Consider the following 23830-nt stretch of genomic DNA (forward strand, 5'->3'; position numbering starts at 1 on the left):
TGTGTCCTAGGACAATCGAAGCGATCAAATTTTAAAAAAATAAAGAAACCGATCTGATTTTTCAGACCGGTTTCTTACTGACTTTATTATGCTTTGTAATCGTAAGCTGTCACGATGATTTCTTTCAGCTCGCTGATTAATGGTTCTTTAGGGTTAGCAGTTGTACATTGGTCTTCGTAAGCTAATTCAGCCATACGATCCACTGTTGAATCTAATGTTTCTTGAGTCACACCTTGTGCTTTCAAGTTCATATCGATACCAACTGTTGTACCTAAGTCGTAAACCGCTTTGATCAATGCATCCACTAATTCTGCAGTTGTGTTACCTTTAAGACCTAAGAACTTCGCGATGTCAGCGTAATCTGTATCAGCACGGAAGTAGTCATATTTAGGGAACATTGCATGTTTTTGTGGATCTTTGGCATTGTAACGGATGATATGAGTCAATAGAATTGCGTTCGTACGTCCGTGAGGAATGCCGTATTCTCCACCGATCTTATGAGCGATTGAGTGACAAATTCCTAAGAATGCATTGGCAAACGCCATACCTGCCATTGCAGATGCGTTATGCATTTTTTCCCGAGCTTCTGGATCAGCTGTTTTAACTGATTTTTCAAGATTTTCAAAGACGATCTTGATTGCTTGCAAGCTCAATCCACGCGTGTAGTCAGATGCCATTACAGATACATAAGACTCGATTGCGTGAGTTAATACGTCCATACCAGTATCAGCAGTTACTGAAGGTGGTACTGTCATAACAAATTGAGGGTCAACAATTGCTACATCTGGCGTCAATGCGTAGTCTGCTAATGGGTATTTCACGTGTGTGTCGCTATCAGTGATAACGGCAAACGGTGTAACCTCAGAACCAGTACCAGAAGTAGTTGGGATACATACAAATTGGGTTTTCTTAGGATCAGCAATCTTGTACGTACGTTTGCGGATATCCAAGAATTTTTGTTTTGCGCCAAAGAATGAAGTATCTGGGTGTTCAAAGAACATCCACATGCCCTTAGCCGCATCCATTGCAGAACCGCCGCCTAGTGCGATAACTGTATCTGGTTGGAAATCGTTAAACATTTCTAGACCTTTGTAAACTGTGTTAGTTGAAGGGTTAGGCTCAACATCTGAGAACACTTCTACTTTCACATCATTTTTACGACGACCTAATACTTCGCGAACGATGTCAGCGTAGCCGAATTGAACCATACCTGGGTCACAAACCAACATAACGCGTTCAACGTTTTGCATTTTAGTTAGGTACAATAAAGAGTTCTTTTCAAAGAAGATTTTTGGTGGTAATTTAAACCATTGCATATTATTTCTCCGTTTCGCTATAGTTTTAACATTGATTAAGTTAATAGCAGATACGTTCTTAGATACAGAGTTCTTACCGTATGAACCACAACCAAGTGTCAATGATGGGATCATTTCATTGTAGATATCACCAATACCACCTTCAGCAGAAGGAGTGTTTACTAAGATACGGCAAGCTTTCATACGCAAACCAAATTTCACTTGCAAGTCTTCATCTTCAGTATGGATAACTGCAGTATGTCCTAGACCACCTAGCTCTAACATGCCTTGACACATATCTAGTGCTTCTGCTTGACTGTTTGCTTTAACCATTGCTAAAACTGGAGAAAGTTTTTCGCGAGATAATGGGTAATCTGCGCCAACGCCATCTAGTTCCGCAATCAGCATTTTTGTGCCTTCTGGAACTTGGATGCCAGCACGTTGTGCGATATCCATTGCTGAATGTCCAACAATTGCAGGATTTACTGCATATTTGCCTTCATTCATTACAGCATCTTCTAATTTTTGCAATTCATTTTTCTTCACAACATATGCTTGGTGTGCTTCGAATTCGCGTTTCACTTCGTCGTAAATTTCTTTATCAACGATGATTCCTTGTTCAGAGGCACAAATCATACCGTTATCGAACGTTTTAGACACGAACAAGTCGTTAACTGCACGTTTGATTTTCGCTGTTTTTTCAATATAAGCAGGCGCATTACCAGCACCTACACCTAGCGCAGGTTTACCAGTAGAGTAAGCAGATTTAACCATGCCTGGTCCACCAGTTGCTAAAACAATCGCAACGCCTGGGTGATTCATCAAGCCTTGAGTTGCTTCAATTGATGGTGTTTCAATCCATTGGATACAGTTTTCAGGAGCTCCAGCAGCAATCGCAGCGTCACGAACGATACGTGCAGCTTCCACTGAACATTTTTGTGCAGATGGATGGAATGAGAATACAATTGGGTTTGCTGTTTTTAAAGCAATCATCGCTTTAAAAATAGTTGTTGAAGTTGGGTTAGTTGTAGGTACAACCCCACAGATAACACCGACAGGTCCAGCAACTTCGATCAAACCTTTTTGTTTGTCTTCGCCGATAATACCAACAGTTTTGTCATGTTTGATGCTGTTCCAGATGTACTCTGAAGCATACATATTTTTGATTGCTTTATCTTCGACAATCCCACGGCCAGTTTCTTCAACTGCCATTTTTGCCAACATCATGTGTTTGTCTAGGGCTGCCATTGCCATTTCATGAACGATATGGTCAACTTTTTCTTGGTCGAAATCTGCCATTGCATCTAAAGCTACATTGGCTTTCGTTGCCATGTCATCGATCATTTGCTCAACATTGATCGTGTCCTTTGTTTCTTTCTCAACTGCTTTTGCCATGTGAGTCCTCCTAATAACCTAAAATTATTTGTTAATTTATTCACATTCACATCATACAACAGGTGCAAGAGTTTGTAAATACTTTTTTGTGATTTTTTTCACACCTTTTTATTCTTTGACATATGTGCCTGTTTAGCGCTATTTTGTGGCATTTACCAAAAATGGCGAGAGCATATTTCTACTAAAATGGCAAGTCTTATTTAATTCAATGTTTCACAACATTAGCTGATCAACCTCCATAAATGGTGAAAAAAATAAGCAGCAAGTGGGCTTTTACGCCTACTCGTTGCTTATAAAATCAACAAATTAGTCTTCTTTTTCAGTTGGTTCTGGATCAATCATTTCTGGTTCTACTACTTCAGCTTCTTCAACGGGTGCTGGATTCACTGGAGTTGCTGGCTTTACTGTACGAATAGACGCACGGTCAAAGACCAAGAAAATCCCTTCACAGTCTAAGGTTACTGTCTTCTCAGCACTGTTCATTTCAGATACCACACCATGTAAACCGCCGATAGTAACCACACTATCACCTGGCTTCATTGAATCTAACAAGTTTTGACGTTTTTGTTGTTCTTTCTTTTGGCCACGGTTCATCATAAAGAACATACCGATCATAACCACCAACAAGATAATCATTGGAAAGTTTCCCATGTTTTATTCCCCTCACATTCTAATAGTCACTAGCTACTGTAACAAAGATAACAAACTTAAACTAGTAGTTTACATCAATTTTTAAAAACTTTTTGCGTTTTCTTTGTTAAAACCATAGGCTTCAAAGAATGCTTCACGGAAGTCCAATAGATTGTCATCCATAATTGCCTGACGAACTTGCTTCATTAAATTGATCAAGAAGTACAGGTTATGATAAGAAGTCAAACGAATCCCAAATGTTTCGTCACAGTGAATCAAGTGACGAATATACGCACGGCTGTAGTTGCGGCAAGTGTAGCAATCGCAATTTTCATCCAATGGACGGAAGTCACGAGCAAATTTGGCATTTTTAACAACCAAACGACCTTGTGAGGTCATAGTAGTACCGTTACGAGCGATGCGAGTTGGCAAGACGCAGTCAAACATGTCAACACCGCGAATAACACCATCAATTAGAGAATCTGCTGCACCAACACCCATTAAGTAACGTGGTTTGTTTTCTGGAATTAACGGCGTAGTGAATTCCAGCACTCGGTTCATTTCAGACTTAGGTTCACCAACAGATAAACCACCGATAGAGTAGCCTGGGAAATCCATGCTGACAAGATCTTTGGCACTTTGACGGCGTAAATCTTCAAAGCCAGCCCCTTGAATGATTCCAAATAAACCCTGCGTATCCGGATTAGCATGTGCCTTCAAGCCCCGCTCTGCCCAACGAGACGTACGTTCCACTGATTTTTTTACATAATCGTAGCTTTCATCAAATGGTGGGCATTCGTCAAAGCTCATCATGATGTCCGAGCCTAATTTATTTTGAATATCAATCGCTTTTTCCGGAGACAAGAACATTTTCGATCCATTTAAATGGTTTTTAAAATGTACCCCTTCTTCCACGATATTACGCATATCGGCTAAAGAGAATACTTGGAAACCGCCAGAATCGGTTAGAATCGGTTGATCCCAGTTCATGAATTTGTGCAAGCCGCCTGCTTCTGCCACTAGGTCTTCGCCTGGGCGCAGCCATAGATGGTAGGTATTACTCAAAATAATACCAGCACCCATTTCCTTTAATTCCTCTGGCGACATTGTTTTAACAGTCGCTAATGTACCTACCGGCATAAACATGGGCGTCGGAAATGTGCCATGAGGTGTAATAATTTCACCAAGGCGTGCCCCAGTGTGTTTTTCTTTTTTTATTAAACGATAAGAAATCGCAGGTTGTGTCATTTATCTTCCTACTTTCCTTGATATGTATGGATTTACAACATGTATCATCATACTGGTTTTAAGGTGGTTTTGCAACTTTCTATCACACTCTTTACTTCTCGTTTACCTTTTATGCATCTCTTCAAGACCCTGTCGTAAAACCTAAAGAACGATTCATTTAAATTTTAATAAATACCATTAAGTTTAAATCGAACAGCTTGTTACCTTTTTCATAAACTTGGACGAAATTCAAAAATATTGTATGAGAGCAATTCTCATTTTCATTATCTTAACTCAAAGACTCGCGTAGCAAGTCTCAACAAGCCTTGCTATTGCTCGTTTCAACGGGGATACATAAGAAAACGATTACAAAAAGATGGGTTTTTGGCTGTTATTTCATAAATTCAACTCGATTGTGAAAAGAAAAATATATTCAGAAAGCGTTTACAAAGCATTTATTTTACCCTATGATTAGCTTGTATAAAATATTAAGTAGGAGGAAACAAATGGTTAAATCAACGGAAAAGGCTAAGAAAGAAACAATCAACGTGGAACAAATGATCGACGACTTGGCATCAAAGGGTAACGCCGCATTAAAGACTATGTTGAGCTTCGATCAAGAGCAAGTCGATCACATTGTTCATGAAATGGCCATGGCAGCATTAGACAAACATATGTTATTGGCAAAAATGGCTGTTGAAGAAACAGGTCGCGGGATCGTCGAAGATAAAGCGATCAAAAACATGTATGCTTCAGAGTACATTTGGAACAATATCAAACACGACAAAACCGTAGGCGTTGTTCACGAAGACAAGCAAAGACACTTAATTCAAGTGGCAGAGCCAGTCGGCGTCATTTGCGGGGTAACACCTACGACCAATCCAACTTCAACCACCGTTTTCAAATCCTTAATTGCTATCAAAACACGTAATCCAATTATTTTCGCCTTCCATCCATCTGCACAAAAATGTTCTGCAGAAGCGGCACGCATTGTTCGTGACGCAGCAGTAGCAGCGGGCGCACCGGAAAACTGTATCCAATGGATTGAACAGCCATCCTTAGATGCAACCCAAGGCTTGATGAATCACCCAGGTGTAGCAATCGTCCTTGCGACTGGTGGCGGCGCGATGGTGAAATCCGCTTACTCTACTGGTAAACCTGCTTTAGGAGTAGGACCAGGTAACGTACCCGCTTATATTGAAAAGACAGCGATGATTAAGCGCGCAGTCAATGATTTGTTCTTATCTAAAACCTTCGACAGCGGCATGATTTGTGCTTCTGAACAAGCCGTAATTGTTGATAAAGAAGTCTACGAAGAAGTGAAAAAAGAATTTGAAGCACATCAAGCCTATATCGTGAAAAAATCAGAGCTTAGCAAACTAGAAGCTGTGGTGATGAACGAAGGAAAATATGCGGTAAATCCAGCGATTGTTGGTTTCTCAGCAATTGCAATTGCGGAACAAGCAGGGATTAAAGTGCCAGCAGGTACGAAGATGTTAATTGCTGAATTAGACGGTGTTGGGCCAGATTATCCTTTATCTCGTGAAAAACTATCACCAGTCTTAGCAATGGTGAAATCCACTAGCACCGAACATGGCTTTGACTTATGTGAAGCAATGTTAGACTTAGGTGGTTTAGGCCATACAGCGGTGATTCATTCTGAGGATGAAGATTTACAATTACAATTTGGTATGCGCATGAAGGCTTGCCGTATCTTAGTAAATACCCCATCTTCTGAAGGTGGTATTGGGGATATCTACAACGAATTAGTTCCATCATTAACACTTGGTTGTGGATCATACGGTAAGAATTCAGTTTCTCATAACGTGTCTGCCCTTGATTTGTTGAACGTCAAAACAATCGCGAAACGGAGAAAAAATATGCAATGGTTTAGATTACCACCGAAAGTTTTCTTTGAAAAGAACTCACTATTATACCTAACAAAGATGGAAAATGTTTCACGGGTAATGATCGTCTGTGACCCAGGTATGGTTCAATTCGGTTATGCTGATATCGTGACTGAAGTCTTAAATCGCCGCAGCAACGACGTGAAAGTGGAAGTCTTCTCAGATGTTGAACCGAACCCTTCTACTAATACTGTTTATAAAGGTTTAGAACGCATCGTTGACTTCCAACCAGATACAATCATCGGTCTCGGTGGTGGTTCGGCAATGGATGCGGCTAAGGGAATGTGGATGTTCTACGAGCACCCAGATACTTCCTTCTTTGGCGCGAAACAAAAATTCTTGGATATCCGCAAACGGACATACGGTATTCAAAAACCTGAGAAATCACATCTGGTTTGTATCCCAACCACTTCTGGTACAGGTGCTGAAGTTACACCATTCGCCGTTATCACCGACAGTGAAACACACGTGAAATATCCATTGGCTGATTATGCGTTAACTCCGGATGTGGCAATCATTGACCCACAATTCGTTGTAACTGTTCCGGCTTCTATTACAGCGGATACTGGTATGGATGTATTAACTCACGCAATTGAGTCTTATGTATCTGTAATGGCATCTGACTACACGCGTGGACTAAGCTTGCAAGCGATCAAGATCGTCTTTGACTACTTGGAAACATCCGTGAAAACGGCTGATCCAGAAGCTAGAGAAAAAATGCACAACGCATCTGCTATGGCAGGGATGGCGTTTGCCAATGCCTTCTTGGGAATTTGTCACTCAGTCGCCCATAAGATTGGTGGAGAATATGGCATTCCTCACGGACGGACCAACGCAATTTTATTGCCGCATATCATCCGTTACAATGCCAAAGATCCACAAAAACATGCGATGTTCCCTAAATACGACTTCTTCCGGGCAGATACTGACTACGCTGACATTGCGAAGTTCTTAGGCCTGAAAGGTAATACAACGGCTGAATTGGTTGAAGCATTGATTTCAGCGGTTTACGATCTAGGAGTACGCGTAGGCATCGACATGAATCTGAAAGCACAAGGCGTAACACAGGAAGTCTTAGACTCAACTGTAGACCGCATGGCTGAATTGGCGTACGAAGACCAATGTACAACTGCTAACCCTAAAGAACCACTAATCAGTGAATTGAAAGAGATCATTGTGACCTGCTTCGATTACAAACAGTAAATAAATGCTAACAGACGAGTCACCTTCAAGTTAAGAAGGCTGCTCGTCTGTTTTTTTCGGTATTCGATAATGGAAGAGCCAATTACAATCAATAGAACCACCAACAGACGAACTGCTCAAGACAGTTCGCCTGCGTTCATTTTTAGATTAACTTTCGAGCCTAGACTCAGAAACAATTGAATCATCGGCCCCAACAAAAAGACGGCAAACAACGTGCCCCAGCCAATAAAGCTGCCTAACAAGACACCAGCTAAAACAATCAAGAAATCCAATAGGACTCTTCCCCGCTGCAGTGAAATCTTTAACAAATTACAAACACAAAACATCATCCCTTCTAAAGGTCCTGAACCTAAATCTGCGGATAGATACAGCGCCGTGCCAAGAGCCATCACGACAAAACCGAAAAATGAGGCGATCAGCTGATCCTGCAGCCAGTGAATCGGTTGAATAACCGGCTCGACCCAGCGAATTGTCTCACCGACTAACAAGGTATTAATCACACTGCCAATCCCCAGCATTTTCCGGCTATACAAAAAGCTGATCCCTAAAAATATCAAACTGATAATCTGACTCCAACGACCAAAAGGCAGTGCTGTATGCTGCATCAATCCGACAATCAGCGTACTCACCGAATCCATTCCACAATTAGCAGTGACAATCACTTGAATCCCAATTCCCATCAGCATCGTGCCGATACATACCTGGATAATCCGTCTCACCTTACTCATCGGCTTCCACCATTGTTCTCAACTTTCCGATAAATTCTGCGTGATTCTCACTCATACTTAGCTGTTTTGTATTGATTGGTTCCGAGACAATCTCAATAAATTTCTCAAAGAAATCATTGAAGGCATTAGCTTCTTCCTTGTTAATGGCAATAAAGGCTACCAGCTTAATCGGATAATTGGCCCACATTAAAGGCTCCTGCAGAGTCATAATCGCCACGCCGCTACGTTGTGCTTCCAATTCCACTGAATGGGGCACAGCAATCCCAGAAGGAAAACTGGTAGGTGACATTTTTTCCCGTTTTTCCACCTGCTGCAGAAAAGACTCTTCTACGAACCCTTGATCCACCATACGCTGGCAAAGCTGCTGGCGAATTTCTTCCGGTGATAAAGCCGAGGGATCAATCTGATTGAAAAATAGTTCTGGTAAAATGAAAGAGTCAATCGACTGGTACATCTGCTGCTTCTCCCGTTGCGACTTCAAGGCCTCCATCCGCTTTTCGATCTTTTTCAAATCCTTGGCAGTTAAAAAAGGATGAATGAAGACTGAGCCGGCATGATCAGAAGCGATTTTACGATCAGTTGTCAGCAGTAGGTCACAAGCTCCTAGGTCTGCAGCCTGTCTTTGATCCATTACGATAGTGACACCCTCGCCAAACTTTTCTTGCAGCTGTTCTTTCAAGGTCTCGCCAATGTCATGATAATCATTGACCACCAAACGTATCAAGAACTGGCTGCGATCCTGCTTCTTGGTTTCCAGAAAAGCACCAATATGCAACGCAATAAATGATATTTCATCGTCGTTAAACCAAATAGCCAAGCGTTCTTGAATTCGCGAAGAAATGTAGACAGCCAAATCATAGGTCAAGGGATAGGCGGTCTTGATATCTAACAAACTGCTATTACGAGTAAAGGATTCATAATGAGAGCGGTAATAGAGACTTTGCACGTGAATCGCCAATTTGTTGAAAAAGGCCTCCTCATGCAGTTCAACTAAGTACGTCTGCTCAACCTCTGCTAAAACATCGTGCAAGTTAGTAATAATTTTAGGATCAACAAAAGCAGCCAGATCCTGATTTTTTTGGTTGGTTAGGGTCTCATTTTGCATGCCGATAAAGAGTAAAGATAATTGCTCCAGCTCGGCTTGTGAAAAGTGAATATCGTATTGGTCTGCCAAGGCATCACTAATTTCCTCTGCTAGCAAAAACTCCTTTTCTCCCTGAAGCTTGGAGACAGTGGGTCCTTTGTTTAAACTGTGTCCTTGACGAATGCGTTCGATACTAATCGCATAGTGCAGGACAATATTGTTCAAAGAATACTGATTAATCTGTATCGCGTGAGCTGCCAATACCTGCTGGATGGTCTGCTGCAACTCAGCCAGTGAAATATAGCCGATCATCTGCTGGATGCTGCTTTTTAGTTTCTCTTGCAAATCACTCTCGTTGTACAGTAGCGAAATCAAATAGCGGCGTTTGGCCCGCTCTGGTCCGGTTAATTTGACCAAATCCTGTTCAAAGACGATCTGGATGGCATCATTGGTGATCTCTTTTTTCAGCTGTTGAATATCGTTTTTTAACGTTGATTCAGAGATGAACAGTTTATCAGCCAAGTCGTAGACATCCACCCCCTGAGATGAGTGCTTCAACAGCTCCAAAAAAATCCGGGACTTGCGATCCTCGACACCCTCTTTCGTCAGCTTGACCTCTGGATTGATTTGATAGCCTAAATGACTCGTTACTATCAGGTCTGGCTGTTGCTGGTTAATCTTGGCTGCCCGATTACGAATCGTTCGTGTCGTGCACTGGCAATATTCAGCCAGCTCCTTGGAAGTGACCCACTTAGCCTGCTTTTTGCTCAGAAAATCCACTAGCTCCTGTTCCTTTTCCGTCAGCACATTTTCACCCCCAAGAAAAGTTGATCACGAGGACCAACTTTTCCAGATTTTATAGCTTCTCACCATTAGTGGCAATGACTTCTTTGTACCAGTCAAAGCTGTCCTTTTTAATCCGTTTGCCAGAGCCGTTGCCTTCATTGTCTAAATCGACATAGATGAAGCCGTAGCGTTTTTCCATTTGAGCGGAAGAGCAGCTGATGATATCGATGGGTCCCCATGCACAATAGGCAATCACATCTACCCCGTCATACATTGCGTGTTTCATCTGTGCAATATGCTCGGACAGATAGGAAATGCGGTAATCATCATGCACCTTACCGTCTTCTAGCTTGTCATACATCCCAAAGCCGTTTTCAGCGATAATAATCGACTTGTGGTAGCGATCCCAATATTGTGACAAGGAATTGTACAAGCCTAATGGATCGACCGCCCAGCCCCATGGGTTCGCCTTAAGGTTCGGATTCGGCGTCAGTGATAACAGATTCATATCATTTTTCGAAGAGTCTACCATTTGCGAATAATAGTAGGAAATCGCCAGATAATCCATCGTGTGTTTCTTCAAAATCCGCTTATCTTCTTCGGTGATTTTAAGGTGAACGCCGTTTTCAGCAAAGTAGTTCAATGCGTACTGTGGATACTCGCCCTGGAATTGCACATCGGTATAGAAGTACTGCATCCGATTACGACGCAAAGCCAGATTCACATCTTCTGGTGCGCAAGAGAACGGGTAAGCCGTACAATCTGCCATCATCGTCCCAATCATCAGTTCAGGATTCAGAGACTCGGCATATTCCTTGATCTTGGCACATGCCACAAATTGATGGTGTACCGCTTGGTAACTGGCCTCTAAATAGTTATCGACTGTGTCGTAAGGAATTGCGGTCGAATTGAACGGTTCAAATTGAATCAAATTTACTTGGTTGATCACAATCCAATACTTCACCTTGTCTTGGTAACGCTCGAGGATAACCTTCGCATATTTTACAAACAAATCAATGACTTTGCGATTGTTCCAGCCACCATAGTTCAAGGTGATCGCCACTGGTGTTTCGTAATGCAGCATGGTAATGATCGGCTCCATACCTAATGAGACAATCTTATCAATTAACCGATCGTAGTAGGCTAGTCCGGCTTCATTAGGCGCTTCTTCGTCGCCGGTCGGGAAAATCCGCGTCCAGTCGATCGAGGTCCGAAAATTCTTAAAGCCCATTTCACTTAGTAATTCTAAATCCTGTTCATACGTGTGGTAAAAGTCGATGCCGTGACGTTTTGGATAATAGCTTTCCTTATCAACCATGTTCGCCTTCACATCAGCTAGTGACATGCCTTTGTGCTGTTCAGCAGCAATTTCGTCATTGGTTTTATCAGGATAATATTTGTGCAAATCGGCTAGACTTACACCTTTGCCATCCACTTGATACGCACCTTCCGCTTGGTTGGCGGCAATCGCGCCGCCCCATAAGAAATCCTTTGGCATTTGATAATTTTTCAAGCTATTTTCCCTCCTATTTTTGACTGAATGCTTCGAATAATCGGACTAAATGTTCCCCAATTAAAATTTCGCTTTGGGCCGTCATTAAGGTATCTTGGGCATGGCAGAACAAGGTGGAATAGCGAATTTGTTCGCCGGATGCTTCCAGCTGCAACGTATCCGTCTGCAAGCCATGAGCCACCACGACTTCCTGACGTGCTTCTTTGACCTCTTTTTTTGCCTTCTCAAAATCCATGTTTTCCAAGCTCTCCAACGCCTGCACTAAGTGATCACGGGCATTGCCGGCGTGAACTAAAATGTTCATGGATAATTGGTTCAGTTGATCGTTTTCTTCTATATAAGTTGTCTTTTCCATAGGGGACCTCCTGCTAGTTGCTCATTTATTATTGGGCTGCTGTTTCCATCTGTGCTTCTTCCAAGGCTTCCTTTTCCTCTTCTTTCACTAATGAATTATCGTAAGCTTTGAAGAACGGTAGGAAAATCAACCAAGTGATAGCGAAGATGGCTGCACATACGACAATTGCTCGCCAATCCTGCGTTGCTAAATAAGACGTAATCGGATAAGGCATGTACCATAATAAGAAGGTTTGAGAAGGTACATTCACTAATCCTAATGACATCGTTACATAGGCAATCGTGGGAACAATGATACTATTAATCCACATCGGTACCATTAAGTACGGATTGAAAGCAATTGGGGCACCAAAGACTAACGGTTCATTAATGTTAAAAATCGACGGGATAATAATCGCTTTTCCGATGGCCTTGAGCTGAGCGGATTTACTTAATAGCAGCATCATAACCGACAGTGCCAAGGTTGTACCAATTCCTCCCATTGAAGAAAAGGCGTAACAAGTCTCTTGGGTAGCAATATTCAAAGCCTGACCACCGTTGGCTACAGCTTCCGCATTGGCAGCTAATCCTGACATGTAAACTGGATATATAACCGGCATCATTACCCAACCAGAAATCCCAAAGGTATATAAAAATACCGGAATGAAGACGGATAAAACAAACCCTGGATAAGATCGTACAATACTTGCCAGCGGACTAAATACCAACAGAATCACATCGAAAAAATCTACTTGAAGCTGGAAGGTAATCAACCAACCGACCAATAAAACGAAGGTAATTGGCAATAAACTGTTGAACCAGCCCACCACAAAATCGGGAATCGGTGTATCTTCATTGAAGAAGGATTTTTTAACCGCTAAATTCATGACAAAGGACACAAACAAGCCAGTTACAATGGATAAGAACATCCCAGTTGAGCCAAAGCGAGAAAGAATAAAGATCGCCTCACCCTCTTCAGTCATGGTTGGGAACAAAAGCATCATGAATAATACCAAAGAAGTAGCTCCTGAAATTAACTTCTGACCACCATGTCCTTTTTTCTCCATTAGATAGTAAGGAATCAAGAAGGCTACCACCAGCCCATACATTCCGAATGAGAAGCTGCTGATCATGGAGAAATCCGGCATGCCGCTGAAAATGTTGCCTAACAAGGAAACCACCGTTACTAATGAACCAACAAATACTAACGGTAACGCAATCATGATGGAATCCTGAATCGCTGAGATCCACGGATTCTTAACTACTTTATTTACTTTTGGAGCAAACGTATCTGTCATAAAATGCATAATTTTATCCATTAGCTAGTCCTCCAAACTTAAGATTAAATCTAAGGCTTTCTCACCGTTTAATGCACCGTAAACCTTCTGAGGAATGACTGCTGCTTTCACAGCTTTGTCCTTCGTCTGCTCTTGAATGTCATTTAACATGTAAGACAAATGCGGACCAATTAACAAGTAATCGATATCATTAATCCGATCATCCAGCTGGGACTCGCTGGCAGCTTTCACAGTGACACTCACGCCCCGTTTTTTTGCTGCTTTCCTAATTGCTGCTGCCATAAACCCACTTGAAGCACCTGAACCACATATCAGTAAGATATTTTTCATTTCCTCCACCACTTTCCTTTATTTATATTCTCATTATAGGAAGTCTGCTGGTTCGTCACAAACTGACTTTTTTCCTAAGATTAGGAAAGCACGAAAAAGAGGTTATGATAGAAGTGTTCAGCTCCGAAAAAGAGCTGCTTAAGTTACACCGATTATGCGGTTTTCAGTGGCTGTGATGTTTTATGTCACAGCCAAATAGTATCAAGCTATTCGGAGAATTACTTACATAAGATCAAAAACCTTCACGACATCGTTAAGACAATGATCATTTCACCTGCTGGTTCTCGGAAGAACTCATACATCGTCGTTGATCCTATTGATAAGCAATCCCAGTACGCTTCAATAAGACATTATGTCACGTTCAAATTAACGAAGATTTTCCGTTTTACAAGTCAAAGTCTGCAAAATAACCCTCCCGTGATTAAATAACGTTGAAAACTGGAAAAACATATTACACCAGTACACCTTTTAGAGTCTTTCAAAAACGTATTGATATCTTTTTTATCTACTTTGAGACTAAATCGCTAACTTTTTTTACCCCCCTCTAACGTGCACCCTTAAAAATCAAAAACATTGATCTATCAACATTCTCCCATTTTTAACGTGCACGTTAGAGGGGTCTTTTGCACGTTAGCGATTTTGTCTTTTCTTGAAAAATGATTTATCTTTTAGTCAACGGCCGAAGATAGAAAACAACTCATAAAAAATCAAAAATATAATCATAAAAAATCGATCGATTGAAAATAACAACTAGAAAGTAGGAATTACTATGTCACAACAACCATTTACTGACTATCAAATCTTCAATCTCACTCGCGAAACACTTGAACAGCGTATCGGCGAATACTATGACGAAACACAAGATGGTGCCACTACCATCAAATTATTGCTGGCTTTACGGGTTCGCTACCAGCTAGGTGCAGAAGAATTTGCATTGGTCTTGCAAGATTTAGTGAAGTACCTATTTACACGAACTAAAGCGACCAGAACTATGAAACGATTCTTTTATTATTTCGCAGAATATTTTGACACTGCCGAATGGAAAAAATTGTGCTTAAGGGTTTTCCCGATTCGCAATTTCATCGAAAGAGCCAAGTCCATCGCTAGCTCACTCATTGCTCAATTCCGTCCGTCTGAAACAGCGGTACCTTGAGACTGCTAACACATTGTCCTGTCCCTCTATGCTAAAAACCTACGAAAGGAGTTATCAAAATGATCAAATTAGTTGGAACATTTCTTAACGATGCTGGAAAGAAACATAACTTAATAATGAAAGACCCGAATACTGACTTGAGTCCCGAAGTAGTCAAAGAAAATTTAGAACTACTAACCACCTTAGATCTGTTTGAAAAAGACGGCGTGGCTTTGTTTCAAGAAATAGTTAGTGCGAAATATGTCGAAACGATTGAAACACCGATTTTCGAAAAGGAGGAATTTTTCGGTGATGCCAGCGAACCCGTTACTTTGAATCAATCGTTATTGAATCGCATGCCAGTCGCCGAGCAAGTGAAAGTACCGGAAGAAAAGAAAGTCGAGGCAGTAGATAATCAACAGAAATTAGAAGAAATGAAAACACAAAGCAGTTACCGTGAATTGCCACCCGTACCACCGGTTTCCCTTAAGAAACCAAAAGAAGAAGTTTCAGAGGTACCTGCAGAAACACCTGAAGAAGAAACGAAACTAAAACCAAAACCGTACAACTTGATCTCACAACTGATCCGCAGAAAAAATCGACGAAAAGCGCAGGAAAAACAGAAGAAAAATCTCAATTAAGCCGCCCACAATTGCATGAATCGCTTCACACAAAACAAACCACCGGCAAAGGTTGGGCACTTTGCAGATGGTTGCTTCGTTCATTGACAATCGAAAAAAAGCAAGAGAAGCTTTATTAGATTCCCTTGCCAATTGGTTTAAATTTCTTCTGGATCAATTTCCGGTGCTTTGTGGAATTTGATTAATTCATTAATGATAATTGGAACAAGTGATAAGACAATGGCTACCATCCAATGGGTCAATCCGATGGACACCAGGTTGAACAACCCTTGTGTCACTGGTACTAACGCAATCACCGTAGTAATAGCAATGGCTAGGAAGGCCATTTGTGCCAATGATTTGTTCGTTAATAAGTTTACTTGGAAAATCGATTTACTGCTGCGGACATTAAAGACATGCAGAATCGATGAGTAAGCCAACACTAGAAAGGCTACGGTTTGACCAACTTCAATACTTGGTGCCACCCAATGGCTGACATTGTTGACAAAAGCACCCACGTAAAAGCCGATTAAGGTTACGATGGTAAAGATACCGGCATTCAACGCAATCTTTTGCCATAAGCCACGAGCGAAAATTCCTTCATCATGAGGAATTGGTTTTTCGTCCATGATCCCTTTTTCAGCAGGTTCACGACCTAAGGCAAAACCGGGCAGTCCGTCAGCCACCACGTTTACATACAATAGCTGAACAGCGGTAAATGGGGCACCCCAGCCTAACAGCATGGCAATCAACACGATGAATATCTCTGAAATGTTACAGCTTAATAGGAAGTTAATTGCTTTACGAATGTTCTGATAGACCGAACGGCCACGAGCTACTGCATCGACAATCGTCGCAAAGTTGTCATCGGTTAAAACCATATCAGCAGCACCTTTGGCTACATCGGTACCAGTGATTCCCATAGCAGCTCCGACATCACTGGCTTTTAGTGCGGGAGCATCATTGACCCCATCACCAGTCATAGCAACTACGGCACCACTTCTCTGCCAAGCTTTTACAATTCGAATCTTGTCTTCTGGTGTTACTCGGGCATAAACGGATAAATCTCGGACTTGTTCATCCAACTCTTCGTCAGACATTTTTTTAAGCTGAGCGCCGGAAATAGCTTCCTTGCGGGATGCCATAATACCTAATTCTTTGGCAATGGCTCCAGCAGTAACCACATGGTCTCCGGTGATCATAACCGTCTTGATTCCGGCTTTTTTCGCTCGCGCAATGGCTGATTTAGATTCAGGACGTGGTGGATCGATCATCCCGATTAGCCCTAACAAATGCAGATTTTTTTCCAACGCTTCAGAAGTAATCTCTTTTGGTTCTTCCTCATGAATGGCATAACCGACAGCGATCACCCGTAAAGCTTTTTTACCAAAACGATCATTTACTACAGCGGCTTGATCGACATCACCATAGTGGAATTTAGGCAACAGAACATCGAAAGCACCTTTGGTAACTGACATGTATTTCTTCCCGCGTTTATGTACGGTCGTCATCATTTTCCGATCAGAATCGAAAGGAATTTCACCAATCCGAGGGTATTTTTCTTCCAGCTCTGCTTTAGTATGATAGTTTTCTTCAACAGCTCGAACAATCGCAGCTTCCGTTGGATTTCCTTTAATGACTAATTCGTTGTCTTCTTTTTCTACAATAACATCACTGTTAAGAGCGGCGATACTTAGCACTTCCATCGCTTCGTCAGTCATTCCTTCTTCGGTATCAACCACGGAATCTCCGCGAGTCCATACGCGACGGACACGCATTCTATTTTGGGTTAAAGTACCGGTCTTATCAGACAAAATGACATCGGCAGAGCCTAATGTTTCAACGGCGGGTAATTTTCGAATGATGGCATTTTTCTTGGCCATTTTTTGAACCCCGTAAGCAAGGGTCAAGGTGACAATAACTGTTAGTGTTTCAGGTACAGCGGCAACCGCTAGTGATACTGAGGTGATGAACATCTCAAGGACTGGTTCTCCTTGTAATTCACCAATAACGAAGACTAGTGCTGCTGCCATTAAAGCGATGATACTGATGCGTTTTCCTAGTTGATTTAGACGTTTCTGTAATGGGGTTTTTTGGGCGTGATCTTGATTTAGCAGATCTGCGATTTTCCCCATCTCAGTCTGCATGCCGGTTGCGGTAACAACTGCTTTACCTCGGCCATTTACCACGGTTGATCCTTTATAAATCATGTTTAGACGATCACCCAAAGAATCATCTTCTTGGGTTTCATACATGGCGTCTTTCATAACCGGTTCACTTTCACCTGTTAGTCCCGATTCTTCTACTCTTAGTTGGGAATCTTCGACGATGCGGGCATCCGCCGTGATCAATGCGCCCGATTCCAATAGAACAACATCTCCTGGTACAAGTTCTTCTGCATCAATTTCTTCTACTTTTCCATTACGTAAGACTTGCGAGGTCTGTTTGTTCATATCTTGTAAAGAAGATAGGGCTTTTTCTGCGTTTCCTTCTTGGACAATCGACAATACGGCATTGATTACAACAATAGCTATAATTAAGAAACTTTCAAAATAATCCCCGTGATCTGTGGCAATTGCTGTATACAACGAAATGACTGCAGCTACTAGTAAAATAATGGTCGTGAAGTCGGACAAGCTACGGAAAAACTTTTTGGCAACCGATTCTTTTTTGGCCTCCTCAAACTTATTTTTTCCGTTATTTTTAAGTCTTTCTTCAGCCTCTTGTACGGAAAGACCGTTATCAAAATCAGTAGTGAATTCCATCTTTATCTCTTCAATCGTTTTCTTGTATGGTTCCATCCTATTCCTCCTTCATGTTATAAAAAACTACTCTCTCTATTTACTATAACATGATTTTTAACGATAACTCAAAGGATTCAACTTGAAAAATGGTCAAAAATAAACAAACCAATTTTTTAAAATAATTTAGTGTAAACGCTTTCCAAAAAGATAAATATATGCTATTATATGGGTGTAAGGAAGGAGGACATTTGTTAATCGGAGAATTTCTCGATAGTTAGTAGAAGAAATATAAACAATAAAGTTGTAAGTAGTACAAGATTCACCAATGAAGCAGTAAAAGAAGTATGTGTAGAGTATTTCCTTTATAAATAGTGAATGCGTATCAGCAGTTGAGTAAAAGAATCAAGATAAAGTAATACAGATACGTAAGAAATAGCGATTTCGTAAAACTGAATAGTGTGAAAAAAGTAATATAAGCAAGATTTATGTTTATCATCAAGAAATTCAAATAGATACTTTACATGTATTTGCAGTAAAGAATAAAAGCAACATCCGATTAATAAATCCTTCCGAGTTAACACCAAGCCAGGCTTATCGAGAGCCTGGCTTTTTTTATTGTTAGTTATCGGTAGAAGCTCAACAATAAACCTGTAGCCAGCCAGATGAAAATGAATAACAATGCCCAACCAACCCCTGCAACGATATAAGGAAGATAGCGATTCTTGTACTTCTTCTCACTTCTTTTCACATAGAAATAGGTCAATGGGATTAAGTTAGTAAATAAGCAGCAAGCGATAAGAAATAGGTTGGGAAACGAATTCTGACTCTGATACAAAAGCAAAAATTGGCGAAAAAGTAAAAACAGATTGGCTACTACGGGAATGACGAACAATACGACGGTTCTGCTAAGTAAGGTTTTTCTACGAATGTCTTTCACGATGGCTGATTCCTCCAATAGTATATTGTCTAAAGATAAGTCGAACAATCGTGCCAAACGAATCAAGCTGTCGATATCTGGAGTGGTTCTGCCTGTTTCCCAGTTGGAGATGGTCTTCTTGGAAACAAATATTTTTTCTGCCAGCTGCTCTTGCGTTAACTTATGCTTTGTTCTGTTGTCTTTGATCATTTGGTTGATTTCCACTTATCTTCACCTACAATATAGTATTATGAAACGAGTTCCTCTACCCAATCTATTTCTTTTTGAGCAAAATGTCGAGAGTAAATCCTTTCTACTTATTGATAATACAGGATTTCAGGAGAATTATTCACGACTTTCTTGTATTTGGTTAGAATTCTTGCCCCTTTTACCAAAAGGCAAACTATCCTAAATGCGGCAATTGTTTTGCCATAAAAATTTAAAAGACTGCTGAAACTTTACCCTCAGCAGTCTTCCTTAAAGTATTAAATTTTTACGTCTGATAAAGCTGGATAGCAATGTCAACGCCGTCTTGCTCCCAAAGCTGAACAAGTTTACGTTGCCTTTTCTGATTACAACGTATTTCCACCATCGACACTAATCACCGCACCAGTCATATAGCTGGAATTTTCTGAAGCTAGCAATGAAACCATTCCGACAATTTCGCTGGTGTCGCCCATTTTAGCGGGACCCAATAAAGCAACCGATGGTTTTGGCTGTTGATATTGGTGTTCTTGCATATATTGCCCAACCTTCATGGTCATTGGTGTAATGAATCCCCCAGGGCATAGACAGTTCACCCGTACATCGTAACGGGCATATTCCATAGCAGCTACTTTACTCATACCGACTACACCATGTTTGGTAGCAGAATATACGCCAAAACCAGTCTCTGGTCGAATGCCAGAAGAAGATCCAGTATTCAAGATATGACCATAACCTTGGTTTTTCATCACCTTCAATACATGCTTCATCCCAAAGAAACAAGCTTTGAAGTTAGAGTGCAGGACATAATCCATGTCTTCTTCTGTTAAATCATCAAAATCCTTTGGCATATGGAGAACGCCTTGATTGTTAAAGAAGAAATCGATTTTGCTATATTTGTCCATGGTAAATTTGACCAGCGCTTCTACTTCCGCTTCTTTACCCATATCGGTTAAAACAAAGTCGACAGCTTCATGGACTTCTTTACATAGTCCTAAGGTTGTTTCCCCCTCTGCTTCATTCCAATCTGCCAACACTAACGCAAAACCATCTTCCGCTAAGCGAACAGCACTTGCCCGTCCGATTCCTGTAGCTGCCCCACTAACAATTGCAATTTTTCTTTCCATTCTTTATTCTCCCTTCTATTAAATACTGCGTGCTAATTCCGCACCTTCTGCAGTTGCTTCCAATGCACGACGAGGTTTCAAGGCATCGCCGATCACGTAATAGTCTAAGCCTTGTGCCTGACAGTAATCAGCGATTTCGTCAAAGCTGCGACTCTTAGAACCAATCGCTACTACTACATGGTCGCTCACCAATGTTTCTTCAGCACCGTCTTTCATAACCTGTACGCCTTCGTCAGTAATCGCTAAACAGGTCGTTTCCGTCATAGTCACTACATTATCCGCATACAAATGCTCCATAACTGTAATTTTTCTGGTTGAGCCTAAGTCCTTGGCAATCGTATCCGTCATTTCAATCACGGTAACTTCACCACCCGTTTCAGCCACTGTTTCGGCAACTTCTAGGCCTACCAATCCACCACCAATGACGACCGTTTTACCGGCTAAATGCGGTTTGTTTTGTAGAATTTCTACATAGTTGTACACATTTTTACCTTCAATGCCTGGAATTGCTGGCATCAACGGCTGCGCGCCAATTGCATTAATGACTACATCTGGTTTAAGTTCAGCTAACAGATCGGTTGTTACTGGCGTGTCCAGTCGAACTTCAACGCCGGCACGCTGCATCTGTTCACCCTTGGATACTGCCGCATCTTTCATTTCCTGTTTACGTGGTGCCATCCCGGCCAGCAGGAATTGTCCTCCTAATTGGCTAGCTGCCTCAGCTACTGTCACGTCAAATCCCCGTTCCTGCAAGGTCGTTGCGACTTCCATGCCGGCCATTCCACCGCCAGCTACCAATACTTTTTTCTTCTCATCTGTCGGAAGCAGCTGGTATTCCCGTTCTTTACCCACCGCTGGATTTCTCAAACAGGTAATATGAGGAATATCGGCTCTTTCACAGGCATCATAGCAACCTTGATTACAGCCGACACAATAAACAATATCCTCCAGTTTTCCAGCCTGAGCCTTGTTTAGAAATTCAGGATCAGATAGCTGAGCTCGACCAATGCCAATTAGATCCACCTTATCGGCAGCTAAAATCTCTTCCGCCAATGCTGGATAATTCACCCGACCAACACCCATTGTGATAATGCCAGTTTCTTCTTTAATACGAGCTGCATTGTCAATATTGAAACCAAATGGAATATCGATCGGTGGAACTTCGTATTTAAGACCGCTGGAAATAATGTTGCCCCGGGATACATCGGCTACATCCACACCGCGTTCCTTCGCCCATTTGACAAATTGGATTACCTCTTCAATCGTTAACCCATTTTCTAAATAGTCATCGTGCGCATCAATCCGCATAAACAAAGGCATCGTATCAGGTAATGCCGAACGAACCGCTTCAATCACGGCTAATGGGAAGCGTGCCCGATTTTCCAAACTTCCGCCGTATTCATCGGTCCGTCGATTGATTCCGCCAGATAAGAAGGAATGCAAAATATAGTTATGGCCTAAATGGATTTCAACACAATCAAAGTCGGCTTCCACCGCACGGCGAGCGGCTTCACGGTAACAGTCAATTAATTCTAAAATCAATTCCTTGCTGGCTCCTGGGATGGTAAATTCCGGAGACACTGGCATGTCGCTAGCTACGATTACTTGGGACGTTGGGTCAGCAGCCACGGCAATACTCCCTTGCCACAATTGAACACCAGCTTTCCCACCGTATTCGTGAATCGCAGCAGTTAACTCCTTCATTCCAGGAATAAAGCGATCCTCTGCCAAAGATAGATAGTGACTTGGAATCGATCCGGCATGTACGCCGGTAACTTCTACCATATTTAAGGCTGAACCACCTTTAACCCGAGCTATATGAAAATCAATCAATTGCTGCGTGACGGCATTGTCTTTGGGAAATTTGGTTCCCATTGCGGGCATGATGGCGCGATTTTTTAAGGTCAATTGTCGAATAGTGACCGGCGAAAATAATGTTGGAAACATAGTACCCCTCCTAGTTTGTGAATTATTCAACAATATTTTCTCACATCTATTGTTGTAATTCTGGACAAAAAATGAGGTTTCATTTTCAAAATACTAGTCATTATATAAAAAAGCGTTATCATTTATGGTATTCTTGGTTTGAGAGGAGGCTACAGCATGCGCGATTACAAAAATATTCACACGTATTCTTTAGCTGAGTATCATCAACAAAACATTCATCCTGTCTCTTTTGAGTCCGCTAAAAAATGCTTAGTTCATTCCGAAGAATTACATGCTCACGATTATATTGAAATGATCTATATTCTTAACGGGCAAGGGTATTTAAACGTGAATGGCCGAAAGTATCCCTTTGAAACTGGATCGTTGATTCGCTTGTTTTCTTTTCATATTCACGGACTTGAAAAGCATGCTGAAACCGTTGAGTATGTTTATTGCCGCTTCCCGCTTTCGGTTTTGATGTACGTGGATGTAGATTTGTCGAAGCGTTACAGCAGCTATTATATCTTGGAAAATTTACCGCCGATCGTGACGATCGCTCCAGCTAACCAAGCCAAGGTGCAGCAATCTTTCAGTGAGATTCTGGAAGAAAAGGAGCAGCAAGATATTTATTGCGACAATTTGATTATCGCAGAATTGACCAAGCTTTCTTTGTATTTCGAACGAGCTTCTCAACAGGCGGAAAAGTTAGCTCCAGAACAAACACCGATCTGGCAAGCTTTACAGTATATGCATCTGTACTTTAATCAGGCGTTAACAGCTAAAACAGTTGCCGAAAAATTCCAGCTATCGGTGGCCCAGTTGAACCATCAGCTCTATCAAAAAACCGGGACAAACTTCATGGGAAATTTGCACGAGATTCGAATTCGCAATGCCTGTGCTATGATGCCTTTTAGCGAATTATCGATTGCTTATATTCAGCGCTATGTGGGGTATCAGTCATCTGCTACCTTCTACCGTGTGTTTAAGAAACTTAAAGGAACTACCCCTGAAGCTTATCGGAAAAATAATTTGCCGCAGGAAACCACCATTCATGATAAGGCCGACACAGTTTGGCGAATTATTTTGTTTGTGGCGGAGCATTTTAAGGAAAACATTCGGCTGGATGATGCCGCCAAGCGTCTGTTCTTAAGTCCTCATACCATTAAGCAAACTCTACAGGCGGATCTGTCTATCAGCTTTGCTGAACTACTTGTCAACATCCGTATGGCTTATGCTACTTCCTTAATCAAGGCTACAAAATTAGAAATTGCTTATATCGCTGCCTACGTAGGATATGATTCTTTGCGGAGCTTTAATCGGCACTTTAAAGAATATTTAGGTGTTACACCACGGGAGTATCGTTTAGAGGAGAAAGAAAAAACGTAGAACCTAAGAGGCGGTTCTACGTTTTAAATAATTGTCTTACAAATAC

General features: G+C 41.5%; 17 protein-coding genes. 4 read left to right on the forward strand and 13 right to left on the reverse strand.

Going from position 1 to position 23830, the window contains the following annotated elements:
• Positions 1-86: 86 nt before the first annotated feature.
• The 3 genes from adhE (IGI42_RS07335) to tgt all read right to left on the reverse strand — a co-directional run bounded on the left by adhE (IGI42_RS07335) (position 87) and on the right by tgt (position 4568).
• The gene (adhE, locus tag IGI42_RS07335) at positions 87-2690 is read right to left on the reverse strand and encodes a bifunctional acetaldehyde-CoA/alcohol dehydrogenase (protein ID WP_438715176.1); all 2604 of its coding nucleotides are present in this window, start codon (positions 2688-2690) and stop codon (positions 87-89) included.
• A 306-nt stretch (positions 2691-2996) separates the two neighbouring features.
• The gene (yajC, locus tag IGI42_RS07340) at positions 2997-3341 is read right to left on the reverse strand and encodes a preprotein translocase subunit YajC (protein WP_438715178.1); all 345 of its coding nucleotides are present in this window, start codon (positions 3339-3341) and stop codon (positions 2997-2999) included.
• A gap of 81 nt (positions 3342-3422) precedes the next feature.
• A complete protein-coding gene (gene tgt / locus IGI42_RS07345; protein WP_438715179.1) occupies positions 3423-4568 on the reverse strand; it encodes a tRNA guanosine(34) transglycosylase Tgt in 1146 nt (381 codons plus the stop codon).
• A gap of 485 nt (positions 4569-5053) precedes the next feature.
• On the opposite strand from tgt, the gene adhE (IGI42_RS07350) reads away from it, so the two are divergent.
• Positions 5054-7657 carry a bifunctional acetaldehyde-CoA/alcohol dehydrogenase gene (adhE, locus tag IGI42_RS07350; protein ID WP_438715180.1) on the forward strand — a complete coding sequence of 868 codons (2604 nt, stop codon included), beginning with the start codon at positions 5054-5056 and terminating at the stop codon, positions 7655-7657.
• Between the two features lie 116 nt (positions 7658-7773).
• Here adhE (IGI42_RS07350) and IGI42_RS07355 read toward each other — a convergent pair whose 3' ends face one another.
• Genes IGI42_RS07355 through IGI42_RS07380 form a run of 6 tightly spaced genes read right to left on the reverse strand, consistent with a single transcriptional unit; the run spans position 7774 to position 13729 of the window.
• Positions 7774-8385, reverse strand: coding sequence for a YczE/YyaS/YitT family protein (locus tag IGI42_RS07355; RefSeq protein ID WP_438715181.1), 612 nt, complete (start codon positions 8383-8385; stop codon positions 7774-7776).
• Positions 8378-10276, reverse strand: a complete 1899-nt coding sequence (locus IGI42_RS07360; RefSeq protein WP_438715182.1) for a BglG family transcription antiterminator — start codon at positions 10274-10276, stop codon at positions 8378-8380. Before IGI42_RS07360 ends, IGI42_RS07355 begins: the two co-directional genes overlap by 8 nt.
• A gap of 49 nt (positions 10277-10325) precedes the next feature.
• Positions 10326-11768, reverse strand: coding sequence for a glycoside hydrolase family 1 protein (locus tag IGI42_RS07365; protein ID WP_438715183.1), 1443 nt, complete (start codon positions 11766-11768; stop codon positions 10326-10328).
• Between the two features lie 13 nt (positions 11769-11781).
• Positions 11782-12123: a PTS lactose/cellobiose transporter subunit IIA gene (locus IGI42_RS07370; protein WP_438715184.1), complete on the reverse strand. Its 342-nt coding sequence runs from the start codon at positions 12121-12123 to the stop codon at positions 11782-11784.
• Between the two features lie 28 nt (positions 12124-12151).
• On the reverse strand, positions 12152-13420 hold the full coding sequence (locus IGI42_RS07375; protein ID WP_438715185.1) for a PTS sugar transporter subunit IIC: 1269 nt from the start codon (positions 13418-13420) through the stop codon (positions 12152-12154).
• 3 nt (positions 13421-13423) lie between these two features.
• Complete coding sequence (locus IGI42_RS07380) at positions 13424-13729, reverse strand: PTS sugar transporter subunit IIB (RefSeq protein ID WP_438715187.1); 306 nt, start codon at positions 13727-13729, stop codon at positions 13424-13426.
• Positions 13730-14498: 769 nt separating this feature from the next.
• Between IGI42_RS07380 and IGI42_RS07385 the strand changes: the two genes are divergently transcribed.
• Entirely contained in the window at positions 14499-14882 is a 384-nt protein-coding gene (locus IGI42_RS07385) for a hypothetical protein (protein ID WP_438715188.1), read from the forward strand.
• A 59-nt stretch (positions 14883-14941) separates the two neighbouring features.
• On the forward strand, positions 14942-15502 hold the full coding sequence (locus IGI42_RS07390; RefSeq protein WP_438715189.1) for a DUF2922 domain-containing protein: 561 nt from the start codon (positions 14942-14944) through the stop codon (positions 15500-15502).
• A 137-nt stretch (positions 15503-15639) separates the two neighbouring features.
• On the opposite strand, the gene IGI42_RS07395 is transcribed toward IGI42_RS07390, so the two are convergent.
• The 4 genes from IGI42_RS07395 to baiCD all read right to left on the reverse strand — a co-directional run bounded on the left by IGI42_RS07395 (position 15640) and on the right by baiCD (position 22419).
• Complete coding sequence (locus tag IGI42_RS07395; protein WP_438715190.1) at positions 15640-18282, reverse strand: cation-translocating P-type ATPase; 2643 nt, start codon at positions 18280-18282, stop codon at positions 15640-15642.
• A gap of 565 nt (positions 18283-18847) precedes the next feature.
• Positions 18848-19366 carry a helix-turn-helix transcriptional regulator gene (locus tag IGI42_RS07400; RefSeq protein WP_438715191.1) on the reverse strand — a complete coding sequence of 173 codons (519 nt, stop codon included), beginning with the start codon at positions 19364-19366 and terminating at the stop codon, positions 18848-18850.
• 347 nt (positions 19367-19713) lie between these two features.
• Positions 19714-20472: an SDR family NAD(P)-dependent oxidoreductase gene (locus tag IGI42_RS07405; RefSeq protein ID WP_438715192.1), complete on the reverse strand. Its 759-nt coding sequence runs from the start codon at positions 20470-20472 to the stop codon at positions 19714-19716.
• 18 nt (positions 20473-20490) lie between these two features.
• A complete protein-coding gene (gene baiCD / locus IGI42_RS07410) occupies positions 20491-22419 on the reverse strand; it encodes a bile acid Fe-S flavoenzyme BaiCD (protein WP_438715193.1) in 1929 nt (642 codons plus the stop codon).
• A gap of 156 nt (positions 22420-22575) precedes the next feature.
• Here baiCD and IGI42_RS07415 point away from each other — a divergent pair, with 156 nt between their 5' ends.
• Positions 22576-23784 carry a helix-turn-helix transcriptional regulator gene (locus IGI42_RS07415; RefSeq protein ID WP_438715194.1) on the forward strand — a complete coding sequence of 403 codons (1209 nt, stop codon included), beginning with the start codon at positions 22576-22578 and terminating at the stop codon, positions 23782-23784.
• The last annotated feature ends 46 nt before the right edge of the window (positions 23785-23830 follow it).

Origin of the sequence: Enterococcus sp. AZ109, assembly GCF_051714625.1 — a bacterium.
In the GTDB taxonomy this organism is placed as follows: Bacteria; Bacillota; Bacilli; order Lactobacillales; family Enterococcaceae; genus Enterococcus_A.

What these genes read in the sequence shown, in the direction of transcription:
- adhE (WP_438715176.1), bottom strand. Translation starts at nt 2,690, where the DNA reads ATGGCAAAAGCAGTTGAGAAAGAAACAAAGGACACGATCAATGTTGAG.
- yajC (WP_438715178.1), bottom strand. Translation starts at nt 3,341, where the DNA reads ATGGGAAACTTTCCAATGATTATCTTGTTGGTGGTTATGATCGGTATG.
- tgt (WP_438715179.1), bottom strand. Translation starts at nt 4,568, where the DNA reads ATGACACAACCTGCGATTTCTTATCGTTTAATAAAAAAAGAAAAACAC.
- adhE (WP_438715180.1), top strand. Translation starts at nt 5,054, where the DNA reads ATGGTTAAATCAACGGAAAAGGCTAAGAAAGAAACAATCAACGTGGAA.
- IGI42_RS07355 (WP_438715181.1), bottom strand. Translation starts at nt 8,385, where the DNA reads ATGAGTAAGGTGAGACGGATTATCCAGGTATGTATCGGCACGATGCTG.
- IGI42_RS07370 (WP_438715184.1), bottom strand. Translation starts at nt 12,123, where the DNA reads ATGGAAAAGACAACTTATATAGAAGAAAACGATCAACTGAACCAATTA.
- IGI42_RS07375 (WP_438715185.1), bottom strand. Translation starts at nt 13,420, where the DNA reads ATGGATAAAATTATGCATTTTATGACAGATACGTTTGCTCCAAAAGTA.
- IGI42_RS07380 (WP_438715187.1), bottom strand. Translation starts at nt 13,729, where the DNA reads ATGAAAAATATCTTACTGATATGTGGTTCAGGTGCTTCAAGTGGGTTT.
- IGI42_RS07385 (WP_438715188.1), top strand. Translation starts at nt 14,499, where the DNA reads ATGTCACAACAACCATTTACTGACTATCAAATCTTCAATCTCACTCGC.
- IGI42_RS07390 (WP_438715189.1), top strand. Translation starts at nt 14,942, where the DNA reads ATGATCAAATTAGTTGGAACATTTCTTAACGATGCTGGAAAGAAACAT.
- IGI42_RS07395 (WP_438715190.1), bottom strand. Translation starts at nt 18,282, where the DNA reads ATGGAACCATACAAGAAAACGATTGAAGAGATAAAGATGGAATTCACT.
- IGI42_RS07405 (WP_438715192.1), bottom strand. Translation starts at nt 20,472, where the DNA reads ATGGAAAGAAAAATTGCAATTGTTAGTGGGGCAGCTACAGGAATCGGA.
- baiCD (WP_438715193.1), bottom strand. Translation starts at nt 22,419, where the DNA reads ATGTTTCCAACATTATTTTCGCCGGTCACTATTCGACAATTGACCTTA.
- IGI42_RS07415 (WP_438715194.1), top strand. Translation starts at nt 22,576, where the DNA reads ATGCGCGATTACAAAAATATTCACACGTATTCTTTAGCTGAGTATCAT.